Genomic DNA, 22,733 nt, shown 5'->3' on the forward strand with positions numbered 1-22,733 from the left:
TTATTTTGAAATTTTAAATGAAATAAGAGTGTCTGTACTTAACGATTCTCTATGAGAAATATATATGAGTTTCTTATTAAATTCAGCTTCGATTAGCCAATTTTGCCCATTAAAATAAGATTGTTTAACTCTAGCTTTTAGGTCTGAACTTTCAACAATTCTTAATTGATGCGCGTAATATATTTTATCATTTATGATATTGAATTCCTCAAAGAAGGAAGCAATTAATGGGAGCTTCGGGTTTTTATAAAGGTTTTGAGGTGTGTCTTCAGCTATGATTTTCTTATCATCGAGCACAATCATTTTATCAGCAAAGCCCAACACATCATTTTTATCGTGAGTAGCAACAATACAAGATATATTTTGTTGCTTTAGATACTTAAAAACATTCCTCCGTAGAGACTGTTTTTTAAAATTATCGATATGGCTAAAAGGCTCGTCTAACAATAAAATTTCAGGTTCTTTAGCTAAAGCTCTTGCAATGGCTACACGTTGTTTCTGTCCACCACTTAGGTTTTTAACTTTAGTTTTAGCAAATGGTTCTAATTCAACAATTTTGATAAGCTCTTGGGTTCGTTTTTCTTTTTCCTTAGGATAAAAACGCGATAGATGCTTACCTATATTATCTTCAACTGAAGTAAAAGGCATTAAATCAAATTCTTGAGAAACATATTTTATAAAATCATAACCAACAACTAAGTTGAACTTAGGACCAAGAATTTCGGTATCCTTCCATAAAATTTGCCCTTGGTCTAAATCATATTCTCCAAAAATTAAATTAAGAAGTGTACTCTTGCCAGAACCACTTTCACCTATAATTGCTAGATTTTCTCCACTATTTACTATAAAATCAATGTGACTTAACACATTGGTTTTTGTATAGCCGAAAGAGATATGTTTTACTTGAAGCATGCACAAAAATACCATAAAAAAGCCGCTTGAATTTTCAAGCGGCTTTTTAGTTTTAAACTAAATATGCATTACTTTTTTATAAACTTTTTTCTAATGCTTTTTCCATTAGATTCAATTCTTAAAAAGTATACACCTCCTTGAAGGCTTGAAACATTAATTTCATTATTAGTTAACTTTTGATTATAAACTTTTTTACCAGTAACATCAAAAACTGTAGCAATTTTTTCTGTTAAAGTAGCTGGTGTTTTAATTTTTAATACATCATTAACTGGGTTTGGATAAATAGAAATATCTACAAGTGTTTCATCTTCTATACTTAAAGGATGGGTTCCTTCTACTATTGTATGTGTACTGTTGATGCTTGGGTTAGGTACAACATCGATAACACCAGATGGCCAATACACTCTTATTTCGGTAATTGCAGTACTAGAACCAATACCAAAATGAGTATTTAGAGAGCTCATAAACTCAAACCCTTCTCCACTTCTTACATCTCTGATTTGTGTGCCAAAATCGGTAACCAATTCTACACGTGCTCCAATTCCGTTTCTGTTACTGTAATTTGGTGTAACGTGAGCCATACCCACAGTATTTATTTTCACCCAATTATTACTATTACCTAAGTTATAATATCTCATGCCACTGTAATAAAGATCAATAAATCCGTCATTATTTAAATCTCCAAAACTTCCGTTTTTATAATTAATTTGTTGGTCATCAGCATCTTCAAAAGTCATGTCGCCTTTTCCATACATTATAGAACCATTACTAACGATATCTAAATATCCATCATTATCTATATCATAAACAGAACTCTCCCAGCCTGTAGGTGCAGAAATTCCAGCACCAGCAGTAACATCAGTAAAAATATAGTCGTTATTTGGGTTTCCATCGTCTGAGAAACCACTATTTTCCATTAATTTATGAGTGCCAGAACTTGCACCAACAAACACATCCATGTCTCCGTCGTTATCAAAATCTCCCCAAGCAGAAGACCAAGTTTGCATTGGGTCATTTAGCCCTATAGCAGCAGCATTTTCTGTAAAAGTGCCATCTCCATTATTAGTGTACATAATATTGGTTCTTCTAGCCTCTGCACCACCACATTTAGCAACAAATAGATCTATATTTCTATCGTTGTTATAATCTATCCAAATAGATCCATAATCACCACCTGAAGGGTAATTACCAAGTTCGTAAGGTGCGCCAGGAGTAACATCAGACTGGTAGTATGTTAGATTACCTGTGCCATCATTTATAAAATATACATTTGGTTGAACATCATGGCAAACAAAAGCATCGAGGTTACCATCGTTATCTATATCTACAAAGTTAGAACGTTGAGAGAATACATACTCTGTTGTGGATTGTTCTGTAAAACTAGTACCATCATTACTGGCTTGCATAAAAGTTACACCACTTCCTGCTCCGTATAATAAATCTGTTTTTCCGTTAGCATCAAAATCAGCAGCAGCAATACTCCAACTTGGCAAATAGTCTGCACTAGGTGTTGTAATATTAATGCTTGTAAATGAACCATCTGCATTTTGTTGTTGAATATTTACGTTAGTAGCAGAAACACCTACAATATCATCTAAAAAGTCACCATTCATATCAACCACAGCTAAATCCTGACCACTTACACTTATTGGTACTTGATTAAAGTTAATTCTAGAAGGAACTTGTGTAGTAAATGTATAAGGACCTGAATAACTTGAAGTTTCTCCTGTACATATAGATTGAACATAAAAATCGTAACTAGTACCAGGTGTTAAATTACTTAAATTGTAAGTGGTGCTTGTAACACCATTAACAGCATTTCCTGATCCTAAAGAAAACCCAGAAGGCCCCCATTCTATATTCCATTGTGTTGCAATACCATTTTCAGTCCATGTTAAATTAGCAGCATTTATGATAATACCTGTAGCGTCTAAATTAATTGGATCAGGACAGCTTGCTCCTTCTTCAATACACACATCTGCCATTCCATTTTGTTGATCTCTCCAAAGAACTGCATAATAAGTAGCGCCAGGTGTTAAACCATTAATTAGCTCCGAGGAATCACCAGCGTCAAACCCATTATTGTTACATGAAGAAACTGCAGTGCCATCACAAGCATCATAAACTTCTAATCCGATACTATCAGCAGCTCCACTAAAGTTAAAAGTTACTGATCCAATTGCAGGAGCAGTAAAACTAACAAAATAACCATAGTTACCTACAGCATCACAATTTGGATTTTCATCAGAGTTGTCAATGTCTATTGCTGTACTAAAGTCAAAAACTGTTGGTGTTGCTGTACTGCAATCTTGTTCTACATTCATACTAATAGCAGACGCACATGCAGAAGGAGAAGGAATTCCAAAACCTATTGGGCCAATAAAACTAGACAGGTTTCCACCACCACAATCAGATTGTATGTAAAATTCATAGTCTGTTCCAGGTGTTAAACCAACAAGAGTGTAAGGGTTTGATGCGCTTGAGACAAAATTTCCAGTTCCAGGTGTAAACCCAACAGGACCCCATTCAATATTCCATGTTGTTGCAACACCTATTTCTGTCCAGATTAAATCGGCAGTTGTTTCACTTATATTTACTACATCTAGATTAATAGGGTCTAAACATGTAGTAGAAGGATCTAAAGATGTAATTGTTGGCGATTGAAAACAAAATCCATAACCCCAAGAACCATTGTCTTGGTAGGAAATTCTATATCTAAATCCAGATAATTGATTGCTAGAAAAACCAGAAATATTTAATAAAGGTTGACTTAAACTATAAAACGTAGCATTACAATAATTAGAAGTTGGAGCTCCGGTTGTGTCAGTATCATATGAACTTCCCCAAACGACCCATTGAGAGTTATCAGCATCCCAATATTCAATTGTAATGGTTTCAGTTTGGTATACGTTAAAAACATAATTTGCTTGTAAAGAAATATATGTTTCACCAGCATTGAATGCTGTAGATAAATCTATTACAGGTGATTCTGCGGCTAAATTACTATCAGTTCCACTTCCAGCGTCGTCATCGTCATAAGAGAAATTAGCTGAGGTAGAGGTGGGGTTTTCATAGAGGTATGTTACATCGTAAGTTCCAGTAATTGTCCAGTTGTTATTTGGCCAATTAGCATTTTGGTTTAGGATTTGGGCATTACCTAAACAAAATGCAAAAACGGCAACAAGTAATAATGTAATTTTTTTCATGTTTTTTGGTTTTAATCGCAGTTAGTTAAAGAGTTTATCCATTCTTCAATAAGTTGAATTCCTTCTTCGTGGTTAATAGTTCTTCCTAATAAAGGCATTCTAAAAGATTCATCAGTGGTGCTTAATCTATAGTAAAGAATCGATAAATCAGTATCATTTGGCTTTACAATATATGAATTTGGAATGAATTGAGTTTCAGGCTCTACGCATACGCCAATATTTTCAGAATTTTCGGTTAAAGGATAGGCAAATCGCATAGGTCTATAATTACAATGGCCTAAGTCAGAGTGGCAATGAGCACAATTAATGTCTAAATAAGATCGTACTCTAGCTTCAAGGGGTTGAGTATTATCATTCCAATCCACAACCGTATTTATATTATTAGGTAAATCAGCATTTAAATAACCTAACTCGCTAAGTTTGCGTAATTGATTTGCAGCACCTTCTGTATAATTGTATTCTTTATTTAAATTTTGAGGTCTTAAACCAATAGGAGTTGGATCATCTAGTTGGTTATGACAAGTAAAACATTCTGCTCTAGACGGAATTCTATAATCTGTGGTTTTAATAGTTTCCCCTTCTATCCAAGTTAAATTAACAGTACTACCAGAATTAGTGAAAAAAGCTTCGGTTTGTTCTTCATTCCAAACATAATTAGCGAAATCCCATTCTGTCTCTTTTTTGTACATAATTCTAGTTTCAATAATTTTTGTAGAATTATCTGGTTGTACATTGTAGTAAAAGAAATTTTTAATAACGACACTACCTGTAGGGAAATCTATTGGTGAATAATCATCTACATAATTAGCATTAACACCATTTGGCATCCAAATAAAACGTTTTTTCTTAGCGTAATCTGTAAACAATGGTGTTATTAATTCATAAGGAATAACACCAAAAGTAGGACTTAGATTATTTAAATCTTCTTCAAAAAAATTATAGGCTGATAATGTTTGGTGTGGAGTGTTACCTTCAAACATATTTACTACAGATAAAGAGTTTATTGAGATTGAAATATTTTCTGTTGAACAATTATTAGAATCATCACAGATAGTATATTGAAACGAATCTTCACCTACAGTATTTGGGTTAGCGTAGTAAACTATATAGTCATCGCTTATGTTTTCTGGAGTAGCATTATCTTGTATTTCTACAGAACCTAATGTTGGCGCGTTTAGTGTTAGGTTTCCGCTTATTGGAATGTTTAAGTCGTTATTAAATATATAGATTTCAACTTCGGAGTTTTGATCTAATTGTGCTTCGTCGGGATTAGTTTCAATAGATAAAGGAGTTGTATTATCATCTGAGCCACTACAAGAAAATAATGACAAAAGAAATAGTAAAAACAAGTTAAAAATGAACTTTTTTTTCATGTAATTATAAATCCACATTTATAGAACAATTTAATATGAAAAACCCCTACCTTTTGTTAAGGTAGGGGTGAATATAATATTTTTTTATTAAATCGTTTATTATCAATAAAGAAGGATGAAGTCACTTCTTTAGAGAAAGAATTTATAAAATAGAGTTTATCCTTTTACTTTCTCTTTGGTCTTGCTTGGCAATACATCAAATCCCATATTATATAGTGTAAAGCCATAGATGTCTGCATATTGTTCTATGGTCTTACTTACAGGTGTACCAGCACCATGTCCAGCATCTGTTTCTATTCTTATTAAGGTTGGATTATCTCCTGTTTGTTTGCTTTGTAATTCGGCAGCAAACTTAAAACTATGTGCTGGCACAACTCTATCATCATGATCTCCAGTTGTTACCATAGTTGCAGGATATTCAACACCTGCTTTTACATTATGTACAGGAGAATATCCTTTTAGGTACTCAAACATTTCTTTATTATCTTCTGCCGTACCATAATCATAAGCCCAACCTGCTCCAGCAGTAAATGTATGATAACGTAACATATCTAAAACACCAACAGCTGGTAAAGCAACTTTTATTAAATCTGGTCTTTGTGTCATGGTAGCACCAACTAATAAACCACCATTAGACCCTCCTCTAATAGCCAAATAATCTGATGATGTATACTTATTATTAATTAAGTATTCGCCAGCGGCAATAAAGTCATCAAAAACATTTTGCTTTTTCATTTTAGTGCCAGCATCGTGCCAAGCTTTTCCGTATTCTCCACCACCTCTAAGGTTGGCAACAGCATAAATTCCGCCTTGCTCCATCCATACAGCATTAGCAATACTAAAGCTAGGAGTAAGAGGAATGTTAAACCCTCCATAGCCATAGAGTATGGTTGGATTTTTACCATTTAGTTTTAATCCTTTTTTGTGCGTTATAATCATTGGTACTTTTGTACCGTCTTTTGAAGTATAAAATATTTGCTTGCTTTCGTAATCATCTGTATTGAAATCGATATTAGGCTTTCTGTATAGCTCGGATGTGCCTTTTTCTATATCGTATTTGTAGATGCTTCCTGGAGTAATATAATTTGTAAAAGAATAGTAAAGTTCTTTTTCTTCTTTTTTAGCACCAAAACCATTAGCACTACCAACACCTGGTAGTTTTACTTCTCTAACTAATTTACCATCATAATCATACTGTAAAACTTTTGAAACAGCATCTACCATATATTCTGCAAAGAAATAACCTCCACCAGTTGATGGACTTAGAACATTCTCTGTTTCTGGTATAAAATCTTCCCAATTTTCAGGTGCAGGATTAGAAGCGTCAACAGTAACAACTCTTCGGTTTGGAGCACCTAGATTTGTCATTATATATAACTTAGAACCTACATTTTCTATAATGTTAGAGTCTGAATCTGTGTGGTCTAAAATTTCAACTAAAGGAGAGTTAGGTACAGATAAATCTTTAATGTATAATTTGTTTCCAGATGTAGATACTCTAGGTGTTATAATTAAATAACGATCATCTTCTGTAACACCTCCATAGATGTAGCGATGCTTTTCGTCTGCTGTACCTCCGTAAATCAATTCATCATCAGATTGTTTAGTGCCTAATTTATGATAGTACACTTTATGCTGATCTGTTTTTGCAGATAACTCGCTTCCTTTTGGTTTGTCGTAACTTGAATAGTAAAATCCTTCGTTTTTGTACCAAGACATTCCACTAAACTTAATGTCTACCAAAGTGTCTTCAATGATTTCTTTGGTTTCAACATTCATAATTAGGATTTTTCTCCAATCACTTCCTCCTTCAGAAATAGAATATGCTAATGTTTTCCCATCTTTAGAGAAACTTGTACCACCTAATGAAATTGTACCATCTTCTTTAAATGTATTAGGATCTAAAAACACTTCTGCAGTTTTTGGATCTGCATCATTTTTATATCTATAGATAACATACTGATTTTGAAGGCCATCATTTTTATAAAAATAGGTGTAATCGCCTTCTTTAAAAGGAGATCCTATTTTCTCGTAATTCCAAAGTTTGGTAAGTCTGTCTTTTAATTCTTCTCTATATGGTATGTTATCTAGGTAACCAAAGGTAGTTTCGTTTTGAGATTTTACCCAAGCTTCAGTTTCGCTACTTCGGTCATCTTCTAACCAACGATAAGGATCTTTAACGTTTTCACCGAAATAAGTATCTACGGTATCTACTTTTTTTGTTTCGGGATATTTTACAGTAATTGATTTCACGCTTTCACTTTCGTTTTTACAAGAAGCAAAAATACTCAGAAGTAAAGCAATGAGAAGTATTTTTTTCATAATAGGTTTTAGTGTTAAACATTGTTTAACTCAAAAATACGTGAATTTTTTCACTTAAAAGTGCAGTTTTACCTTGATGAAAAATACGATGCTTTAAACCAAATTGTTTTGTACAAGGTATTCAGCAATTTGAATGGTGTTTGTTGCAGCTCCTTTTCTAAGGTTATCACTAACAATCCACATATTTAGTGTGTTTGGTTGCGATTCATCTCTTCGTATTCTTCCAACAAAAACATCGTCTTTACCATTGGCATACATGGGCATAGGATATACATTAACGTCTAAATTATCTTGAACCGTAACACCATCTGTTTTGCTTAAAAGTTTACGAACTTCAGATAAATCAAAATCATTTTCAAATTCTACATTTACAGCTTCACTATGTCCTCCTGCAGTTGGTATTCTTACTGCTGTTGCTGTAACTGCGATAGTTCTGTCATCGAGGATTTTTTGTGTTTCTCTAACGAGTTTCATTTCCTCTTTAGTGTACCCATTTTCTTCAAAAATATCGCAATGTGGAATCGCGTTTTTATGAATAGGATAGTGATAAGCCATGTCTCCTTTTTTACCAGCAATCTCATTCTCTAATTGCTCAACAGCTTTTACTCCTGTACCAGAAACGGATTGATACGTAGAGACAACAATGCGCTTTATTTTATATTTTTTATGAAGTGGAGCTAAAGCCATTACCATTTGTATGGTTGAGCAGTTTGGATTAGCTATAATTTTGTCTTCTTTAGAAAGTTGCGAAGCATTAATTTCTGGGACAACAAGTTTTTTAGATAAATCCATTCGCCAAGCAGAAGAATTATCAATAACTGTAGTGCCAACTTCAGCAAATTTAGGTGCCCATTCTAATGAGGTGCTACCACCTGCTGAAAAAAGTGCAATATCTGGTCGTTTTTCAATAGCGGTAGTGATACTAATAACTTCAATGTCATTTCCTTTGAAGTTCATTTTTTTACCAACAGATCTTTCTGAAGCTACTAATAATAATTCGTCAGCTGGGAAATTACGATCTTCTAATAATTTGAGCATTACATTTCCTACTAAACCTGTTGCACCAACTATTGCTACTTTCATTTTTAACTTAATTAGATATAACAAAAGTAGTCAATTCTAAGAGCTAAATATTAAATTATATCATAAAAAGAACCGCTTCAATATTGAAGCGGTTTAGTTAATAAATATGTAGTATAGCGGTAGCTATATGTTTAATTTATTTTTTTAAAGAATCTCTGATTTCGGTTAATAAATCAATCTCAGATGGACCAGCTGGTGCTTCAGGTGCAGGCTCTTCTTTTTTCTTCATTTTATTAACGCCTTTTACTACCATAAACATTACAAATGCAACAATAATAAAGTCAATAACATTAGTTAAAAATGTTCCATATTCTAACCAAACTTCTCCTACCATTTCATTAGCATCATTTAAAGTGCCATCTTTTAACTTAAGTCTAAGAGCTTTAAAATCAGAGTCAAATATCATACCGATTAGCGGTGAAACAATTCCTCCTGTAAATGCAGTTACTACTTCTTTAAAAGCAGCACCCATTACAAAACCAACTGCAATGTCAACAAGATTGCCTTTCATTGCAAATTCCTTAAATTCTTTTAACATAGTTTAGTGTTTTAATAGTTTAGTATGTGTTAGATAAGATACTAAAATAGTTAAAAAGTCACAATTATGTTGAATAGTACAATTATTTTATAAAAACACGTTTTACACGTTGAGAAATTGAAGTAATAATCTCGTAAGAAATTGTGCCTGAGTCTTCTGCAAGCATTGAGGCTTTGTTGTAAGCATTAAAAATAATAACCTCATCTCCTTCATTACAGTCAATATTAGTGATATTCACCATAATCATGTCCATACAGACGTTACCTACAATAGGTGCTTTTTTACCATTAATGAAAACATAACCTTTTCCGTTACCATATAATCTACTAATACCATCGGCATGACCAATGGGAATAGTTGCTGTTTTTTCAAATCCATTGGCTTTGTAAGCTCTATTATAGCCAACAGTTTCTCCTTTTTCAATTTTATGAATTTGGGATATTACAGATTTTAAACTTGCAATTGGTTTTAGGCTTTTATCTTCTTTTGCAGAGTTTCCAAAACCATAAAGTCCAATGCCACTACGAATCATATTAAAATGAGCTTGAGGATAATTAAGTACACCAGAAGTATTACATAAGTGCAATAAAGGTTTGTGTCTTAAATTTGATTCAAATTCCTCTGAAATAGTTTTAAATATAGCTATTTGCTTTTCTGTAAATACTCTTTCATTAGGATCTTCACTAGCTGCTAGATGAGAAAAAATAGATTTTACCTTTACTGAAGATGTGTCTTTAAGTTTTGAAACAATATCATTTACATCACTTTCCCAAAAACCTAAACGATTTAAGCCTGTATTAAATTTAATATGAACAGGGTAGTGTTTTTGGGATAGAGTTTCAGTAACTTTAACAAATTCATTCAAAATTCTATCATTGTAGATACTAGGCTCTAAACAACGTTCAATAATCGTTTTAAAATTTATGGGTTGTGGATGTAAAACCAGAATTGGAGTTGTTACACCAGCATCTCTTAAGGCAACACCTTCATTGGTATAAGCAACTGCAAAATAATCGACTTTTAATTCTTCTAAATGTTTTGCAATTTCTACAGAATCACTTCCGTAGGCAAAAGCTTTAACAACAGCCAAAAATTTAGTGTTTGGTTGTAATTTAGATTTTAAATAATTGAAGTTGTGGGTTAAGGCACTTAAATCAATCTCAAGAACAGTTTCATTCGCTTTTGGCATCCGACTTTTTTTCTTTAGCATTTAATTCTTCAGCATCATTTACCTTCATTTGCCTAACTTTGTCTCGCAGCATACACTTGTAATAAGCAGCTCTACTTAAAGGCTCGTATTCATCAACCTCTCCAAGTAAAACCAAATCATCGCTTTTAGCCTTTCTATAACTGTATTGTGCTAAATTGCCAGTTTTTGTGCATATGGCATGTACTTTAGTAACATACTCAGCAGTGGCCATAAGATAAGGCATTGGGCCAAAAGGATTGCCTTTAAAATCCATATCTAAACCAGCTACAATAACTCTAATGCCTTTATTGGCTAAGTCATTGCAAACTCGTACAATCTCATCATCAAAAAATTGAGCTTCATCAATACCAACAACATCGCAATCATCTGCTAAAATTGGGATATTAGCAGCAGCAGGCACTGGTGTAGAGCGAATTTCATTAGAGTCGTGCGAGACTACCATTTCATCATCGTAGCGTACATCAACAGCAGGTTTGAAAATTTCAACTTTTTGTCTGGCAAATTGGGCGCGTTTTAATCTGCGAATGAGTTCTTCGGTTTTCCCAGAGAACATCGACCCACAAATCACTTCAATCCATCCAAATTGTTCTTTATGATTTACCGTATTTTCAAGAAACATTTCGTAATTTTAGCACTAAAACGTAGTAATAATTCGTTTGATAAAGGTCAATCAAATTTATTAAAAATCAAAAGTAAAAATGAAAAAGAAATTAGAATCAGAATTAATTAGCATAGCGCATAGGATTCTAAAACTAAAAGGCAGAGAAGATGTTGATAGAATGCACGCAGAAGTTGCTCAATTATACGAGAAATTAACGGTTTTAAAGTTTGCACATGAAAATTTTGAAGATGATATGCCTACCATTGGTAACGATTCTTCATTCTTTGGTATGTTAGATGCTGCATTTAATAATACTGTAAGTGATAATATTGAAATTGGGAATAAAACTTATATTAATGTAGATGAGATTGAAGACGAAGGTATCATGGAACCAGTAATGGAAACCATTAAAGATATGGTTGCCCAAATGCCAGAAGAAAGTCAACAAGTAGATGTTTTGGTTGAAGAGGTTGTTACTAATGAAAAGCCAACAACTATTGAGTTTGAAAATATAAGCTCTGATTTTGCTGATATTCCAGAATTTGAACCTATCGAAGATGCTAAAAAGCGTGAAGCAGAGAAAGTAAAATCGTTAAATGATAAATTCCTAAAAGGAAAAGGACTTCAAATAGGTTTAAATGATAAATTAGCCTTTATAAAACATTTATTTGAGGGCAAGAATGAAGATTACGATAGAGTTATATCTCAAATTAACACTACAGATTCTTTAGTAGAAGCCAGAAATTTGATCTACAATATGGTAAAGCCAGACTACAATAATTGGGAAGGTAAAGAAGACTACGAAGATCGTTTTATAGAAATTATTGAAGGAAAATTTAATTAATAATTTAAATACACATAACCTTGTAAAGGTTTTGATAAGCCATTAATTTCTAAGATGTAGAAATAAGTACCAACTGGTAGTAGCTTAGAGGATTTTGGGTATCCCATATTAGCTCTGCCATCCCAAGTGTTGGTGTAGTTTTTAGCTTCATAAATTTGCGTACCATAACGGTTGAAAATCTTAAGCGTATTGTTAGGAAAACGCTCTATGCATGGTATTATTAAAAAGTCATTATCAGTATCGTCGTTTGGTGAAATACCTTCAGGGATTTGCAAACAATTAGAAATTACAACACTAGCATTATCTTCATTATTAGAATCATCTCTATCAATTTCATTCAAGCTGTTTAAAGAGGCAATGTTTAATAAATCGGTAGAAGAAACAACGAGAACAGTAATATTTAAGGTTTCTGATTGATTAGGATCTAAAACAGGTATAATCCATGATAAATTAGTATCATCAAAAACACCAGAACTTACAGAAGCTGAAATAAATTCATATCCAATAGGCAGTGTATCTAAAACTTCAATAGTAGTCCCTTGTGTTGTGCCAACATTAGTTGCAGTTATGGTAAAGGTAACTTCTTGCCCAACTATGGCCTCAACGGGTTCTACGGATTTAATAATTTCAATATCAACATTAGAAGTATCAACAATAACATTTAAGGTTGCACTTGTCTGCGAAGCATCTAAATTGTTAGTGTCAGTAATATTCTGAAAATTATTAAGATATGCGCCAGCAACATCTGAAGTTACCATAACAGAGAACGTACAGCTTTCAATTCCACTAGGAAAAGCTAAGTCAGATATACCAACAAAATCATCACCAATACTACCAATAAAATTAGCAGTACAGCCATTGGCTTCTACCCAAATAGGTGATGAGGTTAAAGTAATTCCAGCAGGTAAATTATCTAAAAATGAAATTCCATTTTGAGTTGGGCTATTCGCGATGTTATAAACCGTGAAAATCAATTCGCTTTCTTCTCCTTCCAGAATAATATCTGGAACAAACATTTTTTCTAGAGTAGGAGAAACCACCTGAATACTATTAATAGAAATGTTAGTTTCTGGAGTCAACTCTTCGTTATCTGCGGCATTAGGAAAAGCTTCGGCAATATTGTTAAAAGCACCGCCAAAGCTTGGAGCTGTAACAGGAATTGTAATTCTTAACGTAGATCCTGCTTCCATACTAGGAATAATTCCTGTAATAAGATTACCGTTAGTTGTAAATGTTGGCATACAAGATGCATTGCCAGAAATAACATTACATGTTGGCGAACCGTTAAGTGTAAAAACTGAGTTTAAAGTATTTTCAAAAAGTACATCTATAGCGCTAGAGCTCGTTGTACTATTACTAATATCTACAATCCAATTAAAAGATTGCCCAGTATCTACTTGAGTAAATTCTGGGTAAGTTTGCACTACTAAATCAATACATGGAGCAAAATAAGTGTTTGCAGTAGCAACATTATTAGAATCATTAGTTTCTGGTACATTGTTTACATAATCTACTCTAACAATATTAGTGCCGATCATTGGAGTAGTAGAACATTCTGGTTGCCAATCTACAGTTACGGTAAAGGAAACCGAACTATTAGCTGGTAGTACCCAATTATCTTCTGGTAAAATTTCCCAAAACGTATCAAAACTTCCATCTTCTGTAATGCCATCATGTGTAATACCAATGTTTGTGTTTTCAATAGAAAAACACGAAGCAGAACCAGTGGTGTCTGTACACTCTACACTAATTAATGTTCCTGTAATGGCTGCATCACCAGGATTAGGCACTGGCATATGATCTTGAAGCTCTATAGGTTCATCTGAGTTTCCAACATTTGTTACTGTAATGCCGTAAGTGATTTCTCCCCATTCAGCAGTGTTTGCTTGAGAATTTCCAACAGGCAACTCAGGAAATATTTGTGTTTTAGTAACTTGTAAATCTGAGATTTCCTCAACATCGCAAGGTTCTTCGGTAGGAAGGGTTATGTAATTGTAAAAAAAGTTATTATCTGGATTTGTGTCTACTAATTGTGTGGGTTGAAACACCATTTGACTTTTAATAGTAGCTTCAACCTGATCTGGAAATGGATTACAAGGTGGTTCTATAAACACAACAACGGTTTCTATAGTAATTGTTGTGTTAGGTTGAAGGGTAAATTCACTACTAACCCATAATTGTCCATTATTTAAAATGGTAAAATCCTCGCAAGCTACAGGTCCTGTTGTTCCTGTGCAGTTAATTGAAATGATACTCCAATCTACATTTGATGATAAATTTTGTAAAAAGAAAAAAATAGGTGCTTCTAATGGGCCATTATTACAAACTGTAGTTTCAAAAGTTACTTCTTCATCGTATTCTATATCAGTAGTGTCAGATGGGTTTACTAATTCAGTTTCTATGCATACATCTGTTACGGGACACATTTCAGCATTTGGTAAGATAGTTTCAACAAAATTTGAAGTGTTTGAAGATACATTTGCATGGTCAAGACTAATTTCAATAAAACTCTCTACACTAATTGGCATTGGATCTGGTGAACAAGAATAATTGTCGTAGCGATATACCATTTCAAAAGTAATACTACCACCAGCTGTGACTTCAAAATTATTATTGAAAACGAAGATTGAAGGAGCATTAGAAGTATTGGAAGTGTTTATGGTTGAAGGATAATCATCAATATTAGTTAACTCTGGACAAGATGTTCCGTTAGTACTATTAATACAATTTAAAGAAACAAACTCAACAAAGGGTTGTCCATTATCAAAAAGTGAAGTAAGTATTAACCGACCTCTAATTAATTCAATAGGAAAATTTATAGTGCTATTATTGGTAATTGTAAACTGGTATGTAGCCTCATCTCCCCAAGAATTAATGGGAGTGCCTTCGGTAGGTTGTGTTTGAGAATGTGTTACAGAAAAGTCAATAACAATATCTAAAACATCTATAGAAATAATAGATTGGTTGTTATTGGTATTAGTATCTGTAGTTCCAGAAGGAGGGTTTATAGTTCCGTTTACAGCAATACCTCCTAAGTTCGTAGGAGCGGAGACCAAAACCAAAAGTTCAACACTAGAGTTATTAGGCATATTGGCAATAGAAGCCGTGAGTATATTATCAACAATATTGATGTTAGTTACATTAGATGCTCCGTTATTGTTGTTTTGTGAGTTAGATGATAGTAGGGTTAAATCATCATCAAAATCTATAGAAATAGTAGCGTTGTTAACCGCATTGCCAGAATTAGAAAGTGTAATTAAATACTGAAAGTCTTCATAAATATCTACTTGAGATATGGCTGTTCCATTTAGGTTTTGAGCTTCAATATTAATTGATAAATCTGTGTTTTGACTATATGCTTGCAGGCAGAATAGCAACAAAAACAATAAGCGGAATAGTTTTAGCATATTATGAGTTATGGACTAATTTATATAGAAAATTAACATTATCAATAGTATAACAGTTAAAAGTTGAATTTTCCTATATGTAATATCTAATTTTATTAGATAGATACAAAATACTAAAAAGGTTGCGTTGATATAATGATAAACATTGTAAATTTGAAAATAAGCAACTTACAATGAGTAAACTTTATATTGTACCTACACCAATAGGAAATTTAAAAGACATAACATTTAGGGCTATTGAAGTTCTAAAAGATGCAGATTTAATACTTGCTGAAGACACCAGAACGTCAGGAAAACTTTTAAAGCATTTTGAAATTACTACTGCAATGCAAAGCCATCATATGCATAATGAACATAAAACAGTTGATGGTTTAATTGAAAAACTTAAAACAGGATTAACTATTGCAGTAATTAGTGATGCAGGTACACCAGCTATTTCAGATCCTGGATTTTTACTTACAAGAGCTTGTGTTGAAAACAATATTGATGTAGAGTGCCTGCCAGGTGCAACGGCTTTTGTTCCTGCTTTGGTGAATAGCGGATTGCCAAACGATAAATTTGTGTTTGAAGGTTTTTTACCTGTAAAGAAAGGTCGCCAAACACGACTCTTATTATTAGCAGAAGAAACCAGAACCATGATTTTTTACGAAAGTCCTCATAAGCTGGTAAAAACCTTAGGACATTTTTGCGAATATTTTGGAGAAGATAGGTTAGTCTCTGTATCTAGAGAGTTAACTAAGCTCTATGAAGAGACTATTAGAGGTAGTGCAAAAGAAGTTTTAGAATACTATACAGCCAAGCCACCAAAAGGAGAGATTGTGATTGTGGTTGGTGGTAAGAAATAGCACTCTGCTAACTAATACGTAGTCTAAGCATATTAATATAGAGACTATTAAATGAAAGAATTACTCCGCAATATAAGCCAATGCAAGATTTGCAAGGAGCACTTACCTCTTGGTCCACGACCTATAGTAACAGCACATCCTAATTCTAAAATTGTAATTATTGGACAAGCACCAGGAACTAAAGTGCATCAATCTGGAATACCTTGGGATGATCAAAGTGGAAAGAAGTTGAGGCAATGGCTTAATGTTACTGATGAACAATTTTATAATTATGAGCATTTTGCCATTATACCAATGGGTTTTTGTTATCCAGGTAAAGCAAAAACAGGCGATTTACCACCAAGACCAGAATGCGCTCCGCAATGGCATACAGAGTTGTTAGATAAAATACCTAAAGTAGAATTGATAATTTTAATTGGTGCCTATGCGCAGAATTATTATTTAAAAGATAAGAAAACCTTAACAGAACGTGTTGGTGATTACAAAAGCTATTTACCAAAGTACTTTCCTATTCCTCATCCATCACCAACCAATCGTTTTTGGCGTGCTAAAAATCCTTGGTTTGAGGATTTGGTGGTGTGCCAATTGCAAAGAGAAGTAAAAAGAATTTTATAAAAAAACCTCACCATTTCTAATGAAGTTTTAATATTTAACAGTCTCGAAGATGTAATCTAATTTTTAAAAGCAAAGCGGTCTAATATTGAGAGCCATCATGCTTCCCCTTTTCCCAACCATGTTTTTCAAGATATTGATCAGCACTTTCTACAGCACCAGTTTCAATATTGGTTCCCATAGAATCGTTCCAACGGTTAAGGTAGCCAAACAAAGAAATGACACCAAGCATTTCTACAATTTCTCCTTCGTCCCAATGTTCATATAATCGTTTTTTAATATCTGCATTTACACCATTAGGTACTAAAGAAGCGGCTAAACTAAAGTCTAAAGCAGCACGTTCTGCTTCAGAAAAAGCAGGATGCGTACGATACTCCCAAATATTATCTAGTTGTTCTTGTTCAGCTCCATAACGTTCTGCTGCTCTTATAGCATGTGCTTGGCAATATCTACAACCAGTAGCATTACTACTTACCCAAGCAATCATTCTTTTTAGTGCAGAGGTAACACGACCCTCATTAGCCATTACAGCTTTATTTAAATTAATAAAAGCTTTGCTAATAGCAGGTCTGCGCTGCATGGTTAGTACAGAGTTTGGACAAAACCCAAGGGTTTCATTAAAGAATTCTGCTAATTCTTTAGTTTCTAAATCATGTTCTGGTGATAACGGAGTTACTAATGCCATTTTTAAAGTTTAAAAGTTAGTGGTACTTAAAGTGTCTAAAGTTAATCAAAGTTGGCTGAACTATCTAAGCTAGAAGTCTCAAAAAAAAGAATAGCATGTATTAATATTTATCTTGTATTGCCTAAAGACTTTAATTACTTTAGACATTTATAACTTTAAGCACAAAAATATGATAGATAAAATAGTAACGCACTGGCAAGATGGATTAACATTCGAATCAGATAACCCAAGTGGGAAATCTGTAATAATGGATACTAACATTGAAGGGCAGAACGAGCGTTTTGGCTTATCTCCAAAAGCTATGATGTTATCGTCTTTGGCAGGTTGCTCTGCATTAGACGTCATTTCAATCTTAAATAAAATGAATGAAGAAATAGACGATTTTAAGATTGAAGTATCTGGAGAACTTACAGAAGAGCACCCTAAATATTATCATTCTGTTTTTGTTGAATATCATTTTTATGGTTCAGATTTAAACAAAAAGAAATGCGAACGTGCTGTTAATCTTTCTATTGAAAAATATTGTGGAGTAATGGAAATGTTTAGGCAGTTTGCTGAAGTAAAAACAAATATAGTCTATCATATTGCTACGATACGATAAGGGGTTTATTATTAAATAAATTTATGCGTTGGACACTTAAACCTAAACCCGAAGCCTCTCAAGTGGCATTTATGAAAGAAGCTCTTAAGGTTGATGATATTATTGCTGCTTTATTATTACAACGTGGTATCGATACCTATGAAGCTGCTAAAACATTTTTTAGACCGAGTTTTGATGATCTGCACGATCCATTCTTAATGAAAGATATGGATAAGGCGGTCAATCGTATTGAAAAAGCTTTGTCTAATCATGAAAATATATTGGTATATGGTGATTATGATGTAGATGGCACTACGTCTGTGGCTTTGATGTCATCCTACTTAAAAACCAGAGCAGATAATATCGCAACATATATTCCAGACCGTTATGATGAAGGCTATGGCATTTCATATAAAGGTATAGACTTTGCGCACGACAATGATTTTTCGCTCATTGTTGCTTTAGATTGCGGAATTAAAGCCATAGATAAAGTAGCTTATGCAAAAGATAAAGGGATTGATTTTATCATTTGCGACCATCACAGACCAGGAGATAAAATTCCAGATGCCGTAGCAGTTTTAGACCCAAAACGAAACGATTGCAATTATCCGTTTAAAGAGCTTTGTGGTTGTGGAGTTGGTTTTAAGCTAATAACAGCTTTAGCAAATAAACAAGGCAAAACAGCTGAAGATTTGGTGGAGTATCTCGATCTTGTAGCTACTGCTATAGGAGCAGACATTGTACCTATAGTTGACGAAAACAGAGCATTAGCTTACTTGGGATTGCAAGTCATTAATACCAATCCAAGACCAGGAATGAAAGCTATTATTGCAGAGGTTAAAAAGGATGAGCTAACGATTACTGACGTTGTTTTTATTATTGCTCCACGTATTAATGCAGCAGGAAGAATGAAACATGGTAACCATGCTGTAACTCTATTAACGGAAACAGATTTTAATTTAGCAGCTGAATATGCTGTTGATATTAATCAGTTTAATACAGATAGACGAGAAACGGATAAACGTATTACAGAAGAAGCCTTACTTCAAATTAAAGAAAACGATGAAAAAGAACGTTTCACTACTGTTGTTTATGATGAATCTTGGCATAAAGGAGTTATTGGTATTGTAGCTTCGAGATTAACCGAAACGTATTACAGACCTACATTAGTATTTACAAAAAGCGGAGACAAATTAGCAGCTTCGGCACGTTCGGTAAAAGGTTTTGATGTTTATAATGCCTTAGAGGCTTGTTCAGAATATATAGAGCAATTTGGCGGTCATAAATATGCTGCAGGATTAACATTATTACCTGAAAATTACGAGGCTTTTAAAACAAAGTTCGAATCTGTTGTAAAAGAAACTATAGATCCAAAACTTTTAACACCAGAGCTAAAGATTGACATGAAAATTAATTTGAGTGAGATAAACTCTAAGCTATTTAGAATTATCCGCCAGTTTGCTCCTTTTGGTCCTGGAAATATGTCACCAACTTTTATGACGCAAAATGTTAAAGATACAGGTTGGGGAAAATGTGTTGGTGAAGATGGCAAACATATTAGACTTACAGTAGCACAATCTTATTCAGATAAATTTGTATGCATAGGTTTTGGTTTAGGAGATAAAATAGAGATCATCAAAAACCCTAAAACTTTCAATATTGCTTATTCTATTGATGAAAATCATTGGAATGGTAATGTGAGTTTGCAATTGAAGGTTAAAGACATTAAAGAATAAATAACCATGTGTTTCGTTGATAAAAACATGAAACAAATTACCACCCTTCTTTTTCTTATTGCTAGTTCTATATTATTAGGGCAAAACCTAATAATCAACCCTAGTTTTGAGACTTACAATGAATGTCCATGGCGCATAGGAGCATTTTCTAGTAGTGTCTCTGAGTGGTCAATACCAAATATGGGTTCAACAGATTTCTTTAGTGCATGTTCTGAAAATGAAAACACAGGAATAAAAAATTATAATGGTTATCAAAAAGCTAAATCCGGGAGTTCATATTCAGGTATTTACGTTTATACTGATAAGAATTATAGAGAATACATACAAGGAAAGCTGTCTAAAGTATTAGAGAAAGGTAAAAAGTATAAAATGACCTTTTATTTAAGTTTAGCAGATAAATCTTCCTATGCATTAAAAGATATACAGGTTTTAATTACGGAAGAACAATTAAAGCCTTGTTATAAAAACAATAGTTGCGAAAAAACGATTAAACCATCAAAAGCAACTAAAAAGCAATATAAAGTCTATTCAAATAGGGATGATATATATTTTTCTGATAAGAGATCTTGGATGAAATATTCTTTTGAATTTACTGCTGAAGGTTATGAAAATTATTTTTCAATTGGAAATTTTTACAGAAACCCTAAAACAAAAAAACATAAAGTACTATCTACAAGTCCATTGTTTTTTTCATACTACTATATAGATGATGTTTCCATAGAAGCTATAGAAAAAGAAGTCTATGAAAATGTAGATACACCAAAAAACGAAAACAAAGACAAAGTACTTAAAGTCAATAAAATTTATAAATTCAATAATGTTTTATTCAATTTTGATAAAGCAGATTTATTAAAGGTCTCTTTAAATGAATTAGATGAGCTTTATTTATATCTAAACGAAAATTCAGCTTTAAGCATTGAGATTTATGGACATACTGATAATGTAGGAACCAATGAAAGGAATAAAGAATTATCTGAGCAACGCGCAAAAGCAGTTGCCGATTATTTAATTTCGTTAGGTCTTAATACCACCAGAATTAAATCTTTTGGTTTTGGAAGTTCAAAACCCGTTGCTGAGAACAAAACAGAAAAAGGAAGGCAATTAAATAGACGCGTTGAATTTAAAATATTGAAGTATCAATAGCTAAAAAAACCATAATTTAATAGCCATTGCTGCTATCATTATAATCATAAAGGTTTTTATAAAACCATCTCCTTTTTTAACAGAAAACCTACTAGCAACCCATGCACCTAATCCATTTCCTATAGCTAATATTAAGCCAACAGTCCAATTTACTTTATCATTTAATATAAAAACAACTAAGGCAGATAATGTGTATAATAAAACAACCACAACCTTAGTAGCATTTACACGTACTAAATTCATTTTATGAACATAATGTAAAAACAGAATCATTATAAATCCTATTCCTGCATTAATAAATCCTCCGTAAATACCAAAAAAGAAAAAAACAATAATGCCTAGCCATAAGTGTTTTCCTGTTAAGCGTTCTTGCATAGCTTCCGTTTTTAGTTTTGGTTTAAATGCAATAAGCAAAACAACAGCAATCATTATAATAGCTAATATTTTGTTGAATGTTTCTCCTTTTATATCTACAGCTATTCTAGCACCTAATATTGCGCCAAATAATGCTGAAATGCCTAAGTAAATATTAAATGGAAACGTGGAGACACCTTTACTTTTAAAACCAGCAGTAGCCATAGATGTTTGTATAACTATGGCAACCCTATTTGTTCCATTAGCTACACTAGGTGGTAAGCCGAAAAATATTAAAACAGGTAGTGTTATTAAAGAACCACCACCTGCTATTGTGTTTATAAAACCTACTAAAAATCCAACTCCAATTAAGATGAAATATTGATAGACTTCTAACATAAGATTTGTTTTTAGGGCTTTTTAATTTGTGCTAATGCTTTATTTATAAACGTTTAGTTTAAAATCAAGACCATCAAAAACACCATAGGTGTAGTATTTAATCCAATCTCCTAAATTAATATACTCTGAAGTTTCATTGAGTTTAATTTCTAATGGTAAATGTCTATGACCAAACACAAAAAAATCACGATGCTTTTCCTGTAGCTTTTTCTTACAGTATTGAACTAACCATTCATTCTCTTCTCCTAAAAATTTTGCGTCATCATCGCCAGAAATCATTTTATTTTTAACTGACATATACTGAGCAATTTTTACACCAATATCTGGGTGAAGCCAACGAAACAGCCATTGAAAAAAAGGATTAGTGAATACTTTTTTCATGCGTTTATAGCCTTTATCTCCTGGCCCTAAACCATCTCCATGGCCAATAAAAAAAGTGCTTCGACTACGCTCAGTAACCGTTTCAAATGTGAATTCTTGTGGTTTATGATATACAGGAATATTGAGTTCCTCTTCAAAATAGCCACTCATCCATAAATCGTGATTGCCTACAAAAAAATAAATCGGAATACCAGAATCACTAATTTCTGCTAATTTACCAAGGGTTCTGGTAAATCCTTTTGGGATAACGGTTTTGTACTCAAACCAAAAATCAAACAAGTCACCGACAAGAAAAATGGCAGCAGCATCGTGCTTTATTTCATCTAACCAGGATACAAATTTTTTTTCGCGAGGACGAGAAGCTTCCATGGTTGGTGCTCCAAGATGATTATCGGAAGCAAAATAAACCTTCTTGCCTTTCGGTATCTTTATGTGATGATGATTACTCATTGTCTGAAGCATACCACTCAGCAAAGCTAGTTGCAGTTTCTTGAAGTTTTAA

The 22,733-nt window shown here is 33.1% G+C and carries 18 protein-coding genes; 6 read left to right on the plus strand and 12 right to left on the minus strand.

The genetic code is table 11. The annotated features are described in order from the left end of the window. The 8 genes from N4A42_RS05770 to N4A42_RS05805 form a co-directional block, all read right to left on the minus strand. Positions 1-912 (minus strand): ABC transporter ATP-binding protein, encoded by a 912-nt coding sequence (locus N4A42_RS05770; protein WP_294071207.1) that lies wholly within the window; start codon positions 910-912, stop codon positions 1-3. A 68-nt stretch (positions 913-980) separates the two neighbouring features. Then, complete coding sequence (locus N4A42_RS05775; protein ID WP_294071210.1) at positions 981-4,118, minus strand: FG-GAP-like repeat-containing protein; 3,138 nt, start codon at positions 4,116-4,118, stop codon at positions 981-983. 11 nt (positions 4,119-4,129) lie between these two features. After that, positions 4,130-5,491, minus strand: a complete 1,362-nt coding sequence (locus N4A42_RS05780) for a hypothetical protein (protein WP_294071213.1) — start codon at positions 5,489-5,491, stop codon at positions 4,130-4,132. A gap of 156 nt (positions 5,492-5,647) precedes the next feature. Beyond that, positions 5,648-7,813, minus strand: a complete 2,166-nt coding sequence (locus N4A42_RS05785; RefSeq protein WP_294071216.1) for a prolyl oligopeptidase family serine peptidase — start codon at positions 7,811-7,813, stop codon at positions 5,648-5,650. 93 nt (positions 7,814-7,906) lie between these two features. Beyond that, entirely contained in the window at positions 7,907-8,896 is a 990-nt protein-coding gene (locus tag N4A42_RS05790) for an aspartate-semialdehyde dehydrogenase (RefSeq protein WP_294071219.1), read from the minus strand. A gap of 136 nt (positions 8,897-9,032) precedes the next feature. Continuing rightward, the gene (gene mscL, locus N4A42_RS05795) at positions 9,033-9,434 is read right to left on the minus strand and encodes a large conductance mechanosensitive channel protein MscL (RefSeq protein ID WP_294071222.1); all 402 of its coding nucleotides are present in this window, start codon (positions 9,432-9,434) and stop codon (positions 9,033-9,035) included. An 82-nt stretch (positions 9,435-9,516) separates the two neighbouring features. Beyond that, the gene (alr, locus tag N4A42_RS05800) at positions 9,517-10,623 is read right to left on the minus strand and encodes an alanine racemase (protein ID WP_294071226.1); all 1,107 of its coding nucleotides are present in this window, start codon (positions 10,621-10,623) and stop codon (positions 9,517-9,519) included. After that, a complete protein-coding gene (locus tag N4A42_RS05805) occupies positions 10,607-11,263 on the minus strand; it encodes a thymidine kinase (RefSeq protein WP_294071229.1) in 657 nt (218 codons plus the stop codon). Before N4A42_RS05805 ends, alr begins: the two co-directional genes overlap by 17 nt. 79 nt (positions 11,264-11,342) lie before the next feature. Here N4A42_RS05805 and N4A42_RS05810 point away from each other — a divergent pair, with 79 nt between their 5' ends. Next, positions 11,343-12,089, plus strand: coding sequence for a hypothetical protein (locus N4A42_RS05810; RefSeq protein ID WP_294071232.1), 747 nt, complete (start codon positions 11,343-11,345; stop codon positions 12,087-12,089). Here the strand turns inward: N4A42_RS05810 and N4A42_RS05815 are convergent. Continuing rightward, the gene (locus N4A42_RS05815; RefSeq protein WP_294071235.1) at positions 12,086-15,496 is read right to left on the minus strand and encodes a gliding motility-associated C-terminal domain-containing protein; all 3,411 of its coding nucleotides are present in this window, start codon (positions 15,494-15,496) and stop codon (positions 12,086-12,088) included. The genes N4A42_RS05810 and N4A42_RS05815 overlap by 4 nt on opposite strands. A gap of 173 nt (positions 15,497-15,669) precedes the next feature. Here N4A42_RS05815 and rsmI point away from each other — a divergent pair, with 173 nt between their 5' ends. Beyond that, complete coding sequence (gene rsmI / locus N4A42_RS05820; RefSeq protein WP_294071238.1) at positions 15,670-16,341, plus strand: 16S rRNA (cytidine(1402)-2'-O)-methyltransferase; 672 nt, start codon at positions 15,670-15,672, stop codon at positions 16,339-16,341. A 51-nt stretch (positions 16,342-16,392) separates the two neighbouring features. Further along, on the plus strand, positions 16,393-16,956 hold the full coding sequence (locus tag N4A42_RS05825) for a uracil-DNA glycosylase family protein (protein ID WP_294071241.1): 564 nt from the start codon (positions 16,393-16,395) through the stop codon (positions 16,954-16,956). A gap of 79 nt (positions 16,957-17,035) precedes the next feature. Here N4A42_RS05825 and N4A42_RS05830 read toward each other — a convergent pair whose 3' ends face one another. Beyond that, positions 17,036-17,638, minus strand: coding sequence for a carboxymuconolactone decarboxylase family protein (locus N4A42_RS05830; RefSeq protein WP_294071244.1), 603 nt, complete (start codon positions 17,636-17,638; stop codon positions 17,036-17,038). Positions 17,639-17,807: 169 nt separating this feature from the next. Here N4A42_RS05830 and N4A42_RS05835 point away from each other — a divergent pair, with 169 nt between their 5' ends. From N4A42_RS05835 to N4A42_RS05845, 3 genes are read left to right on the plus strand one after another with little or no spacing between them, the layout of a single operon-like run. Further along, positions 17,808-18,239: an OsmC family protein gene (locus N4A42_RS05835; protein WP_294071247.1), complete on the plus strand. Its 432-nt coding sequence runs from the start codon at positions 17,808-17,810 to the stop codon at positions 18,237-18,239. A gap of 23 nt (positions 18,240-18,262) precedes the next feature. Further along, entirely contained in the window at positions 18,263-19,954 is a 1,692-nt protein-coding gene (gene recJ, locus N4A42_RS05840; RefSeq protein ID WP_294071249.1) for a single-stranded-DNA-specific exonuclease RecJ, read from the plus strand. Between the two features lie 27 nt (positions 19,955-19,981). Then, positions 19,982-21,097, plus strand: a complete 1,116-nt coding sequence (locus N4A42_RS05845; RefSeq protein WP_294071252.1) for an OmpA family protein — start codon at positions 19,982-19,984, stop codon at positions 21,095-21,097. Here the strand turns inward: N4A42_RS05845 and N4A42_RS05850 are convergent, their stop codons facing one another. Beyond that, positions 21,098-21,850 (minus strand): sulfite exporter TauE/SafE family protein, encoded by a 753-nt coding sequence (locus tag N4A42_RS05850; protein ID WP_294071255.1) that lies wholly within the window; start codon positions 21,848-21,850, stop codon positions 21,098-21,100. A gap of 39 nt (positions 21,851-21,889) precedes the next feature. Beyond that, positions 21,890-22,663: a UDP-2,3-diacylglucosamine diphosphatase gene (locus tag N4A42_RS05855; protein ID WP_294071261.1), complete on the minus strand. Its 774-nt coding sequence runs from the start codon at positions 22,661-22,663 to the stop codon at positions 21,890-21,892. Positions 22,664-22,733: the final 70 nt, after the last annotated feature.

This window comes from Winogradskyella sp., assembly GCF_025210595.1.
Lineage (GTDB): Bacteria > Bacteroidota > Bacteroidia > Flavobacteriales > Flavobacteriaceae > Winogradskyella.

What these genes read in the sequence shown, in the direction of transcription:
- N4A42_RS05770 (WP_294071207.1), bottom strand. Translation starts at nt 912, where the DNA reads ATGCTTCAAGTAAAACATATCTCTTTCGGCTATACAAAAACCAATGTG.
- N4A42_RS05775 (WP_294071210.1), bottom strand. Translation starts at nt 4,118, where the DNA reads ATGAAAAAAATTACATTATTACTTGTTGCCGTTTTTGCATTTTGTTTA.
- N4A42_RS05780 (WP_294071213.1), bottom strand. Translation starts at nt 5,491, where the DNA reads ATGAAAAAAAAGTTCATTTTTAACTTGTTTTTACTATTTCTTTTGTCA.
- N4A42_RS05785 (WP_294071216.1), bottom strand. Translation starts at nt 7,813, where the DNA reads ATGAAAAAAATACTTCTCATTGCTTTACTTCTGAGTATTTTTGCTTCT.
- N4A42_RS05790 (WP_294071219.1), bottom strand. Translation starts at nt 8,896, where the DNA reads ATGAAAGTAGCAATAGTTGGTGCAACAGGTTTAGTAGGAAATGTAATG.
- mscL (WP_294071222.1), bottom strand. Translation starts at nt 9,434, where the DNA reads ATGTTAAAAGAATTTAAGGAATTTGCAATGAAAGGCAATCTTGTTGAC.
- alr (WP_294071226.1), bottom strand. Translation starts at nt 10,623, where the DNA reads ATGCCAAAAGCGAATGAAACTGTTCTTGAGATTGATTTAAGTGCCTTA.
- N4A42_RS05805 (WP_294071229.1), bottom strand. Translation starts at nt 11,263, where the DNA reads ATGTTTCTTGAAAATACGGTAAATCATAAAGAACAATTTGGATGGATT.
- N4A42_RS05810 (WP_294071232.1), top strand. Translation starts at nt 11,343, where the DNA reads ATGAAAAAGAAATTAGAATCAGAATTAATTAGCATAGCGCATAGGATT.
- N4A42_RS05815 (WP_294071235.1), bottom strand. Translation starts at nt 15,496, where the DNA reads ATGCTAAAACTATTCCGCTTATTGTTTTTGTTGCTATTCTGCCTGCAA.
- rsmI (WP_294071238.1), top strand. Translation starts at nt 15,670, where the DNA reads ATGAGTAAACTTTATATTGTACCTACACCAATAGGAAATTTAAAAGAC.
- N4A42_RS05825 (WP_294071241.1), top strand. Translation starts at nt 16,393, where the DNA reads ATGAAAGAATTACTCCGCAATATAAGCCAATGCAAGATTTGCAAGGAG.
- N4A42_RS05830 (WP_294071244.1), bottom strand. Translation starts at nt 17,638, where the DNA reads ATGGCATTAGTAACTCCGTTATCACCAGAACATGATTTAGAAACTAAA.
- N4A42_RS05835 (WP_294071247.1), top strand. Translation starts at nt 17,808, where the DNA reads ATGATAGATAAAATAGTAACGCACTGGCAAGATGGATTAACATTCGAA.
- recJ (WP_294071249.1), top strand. Translation starts at nt 18,263, where the DNA reads ATGCGTTGGACACTTAAACCTAAACCCGAAGCCTCTCAAGTGGCATTT.
- N4A42_RS05845 (WP_294071252.1), top strand. Translation starts at nt 19,982, where the DNA reads ATGAAACAAATTACCACCCTTCTTTTTCTTATTGCTAGTTCTATATTA.
- N4A42_RS05850 (WP_294071255.1), bottom strand. Translation starts at nt 21,850, where the DNA reads ATGTTAGAAGTCTATCAATATTTCATCTTAATTGGAGTTGGATTTTTA.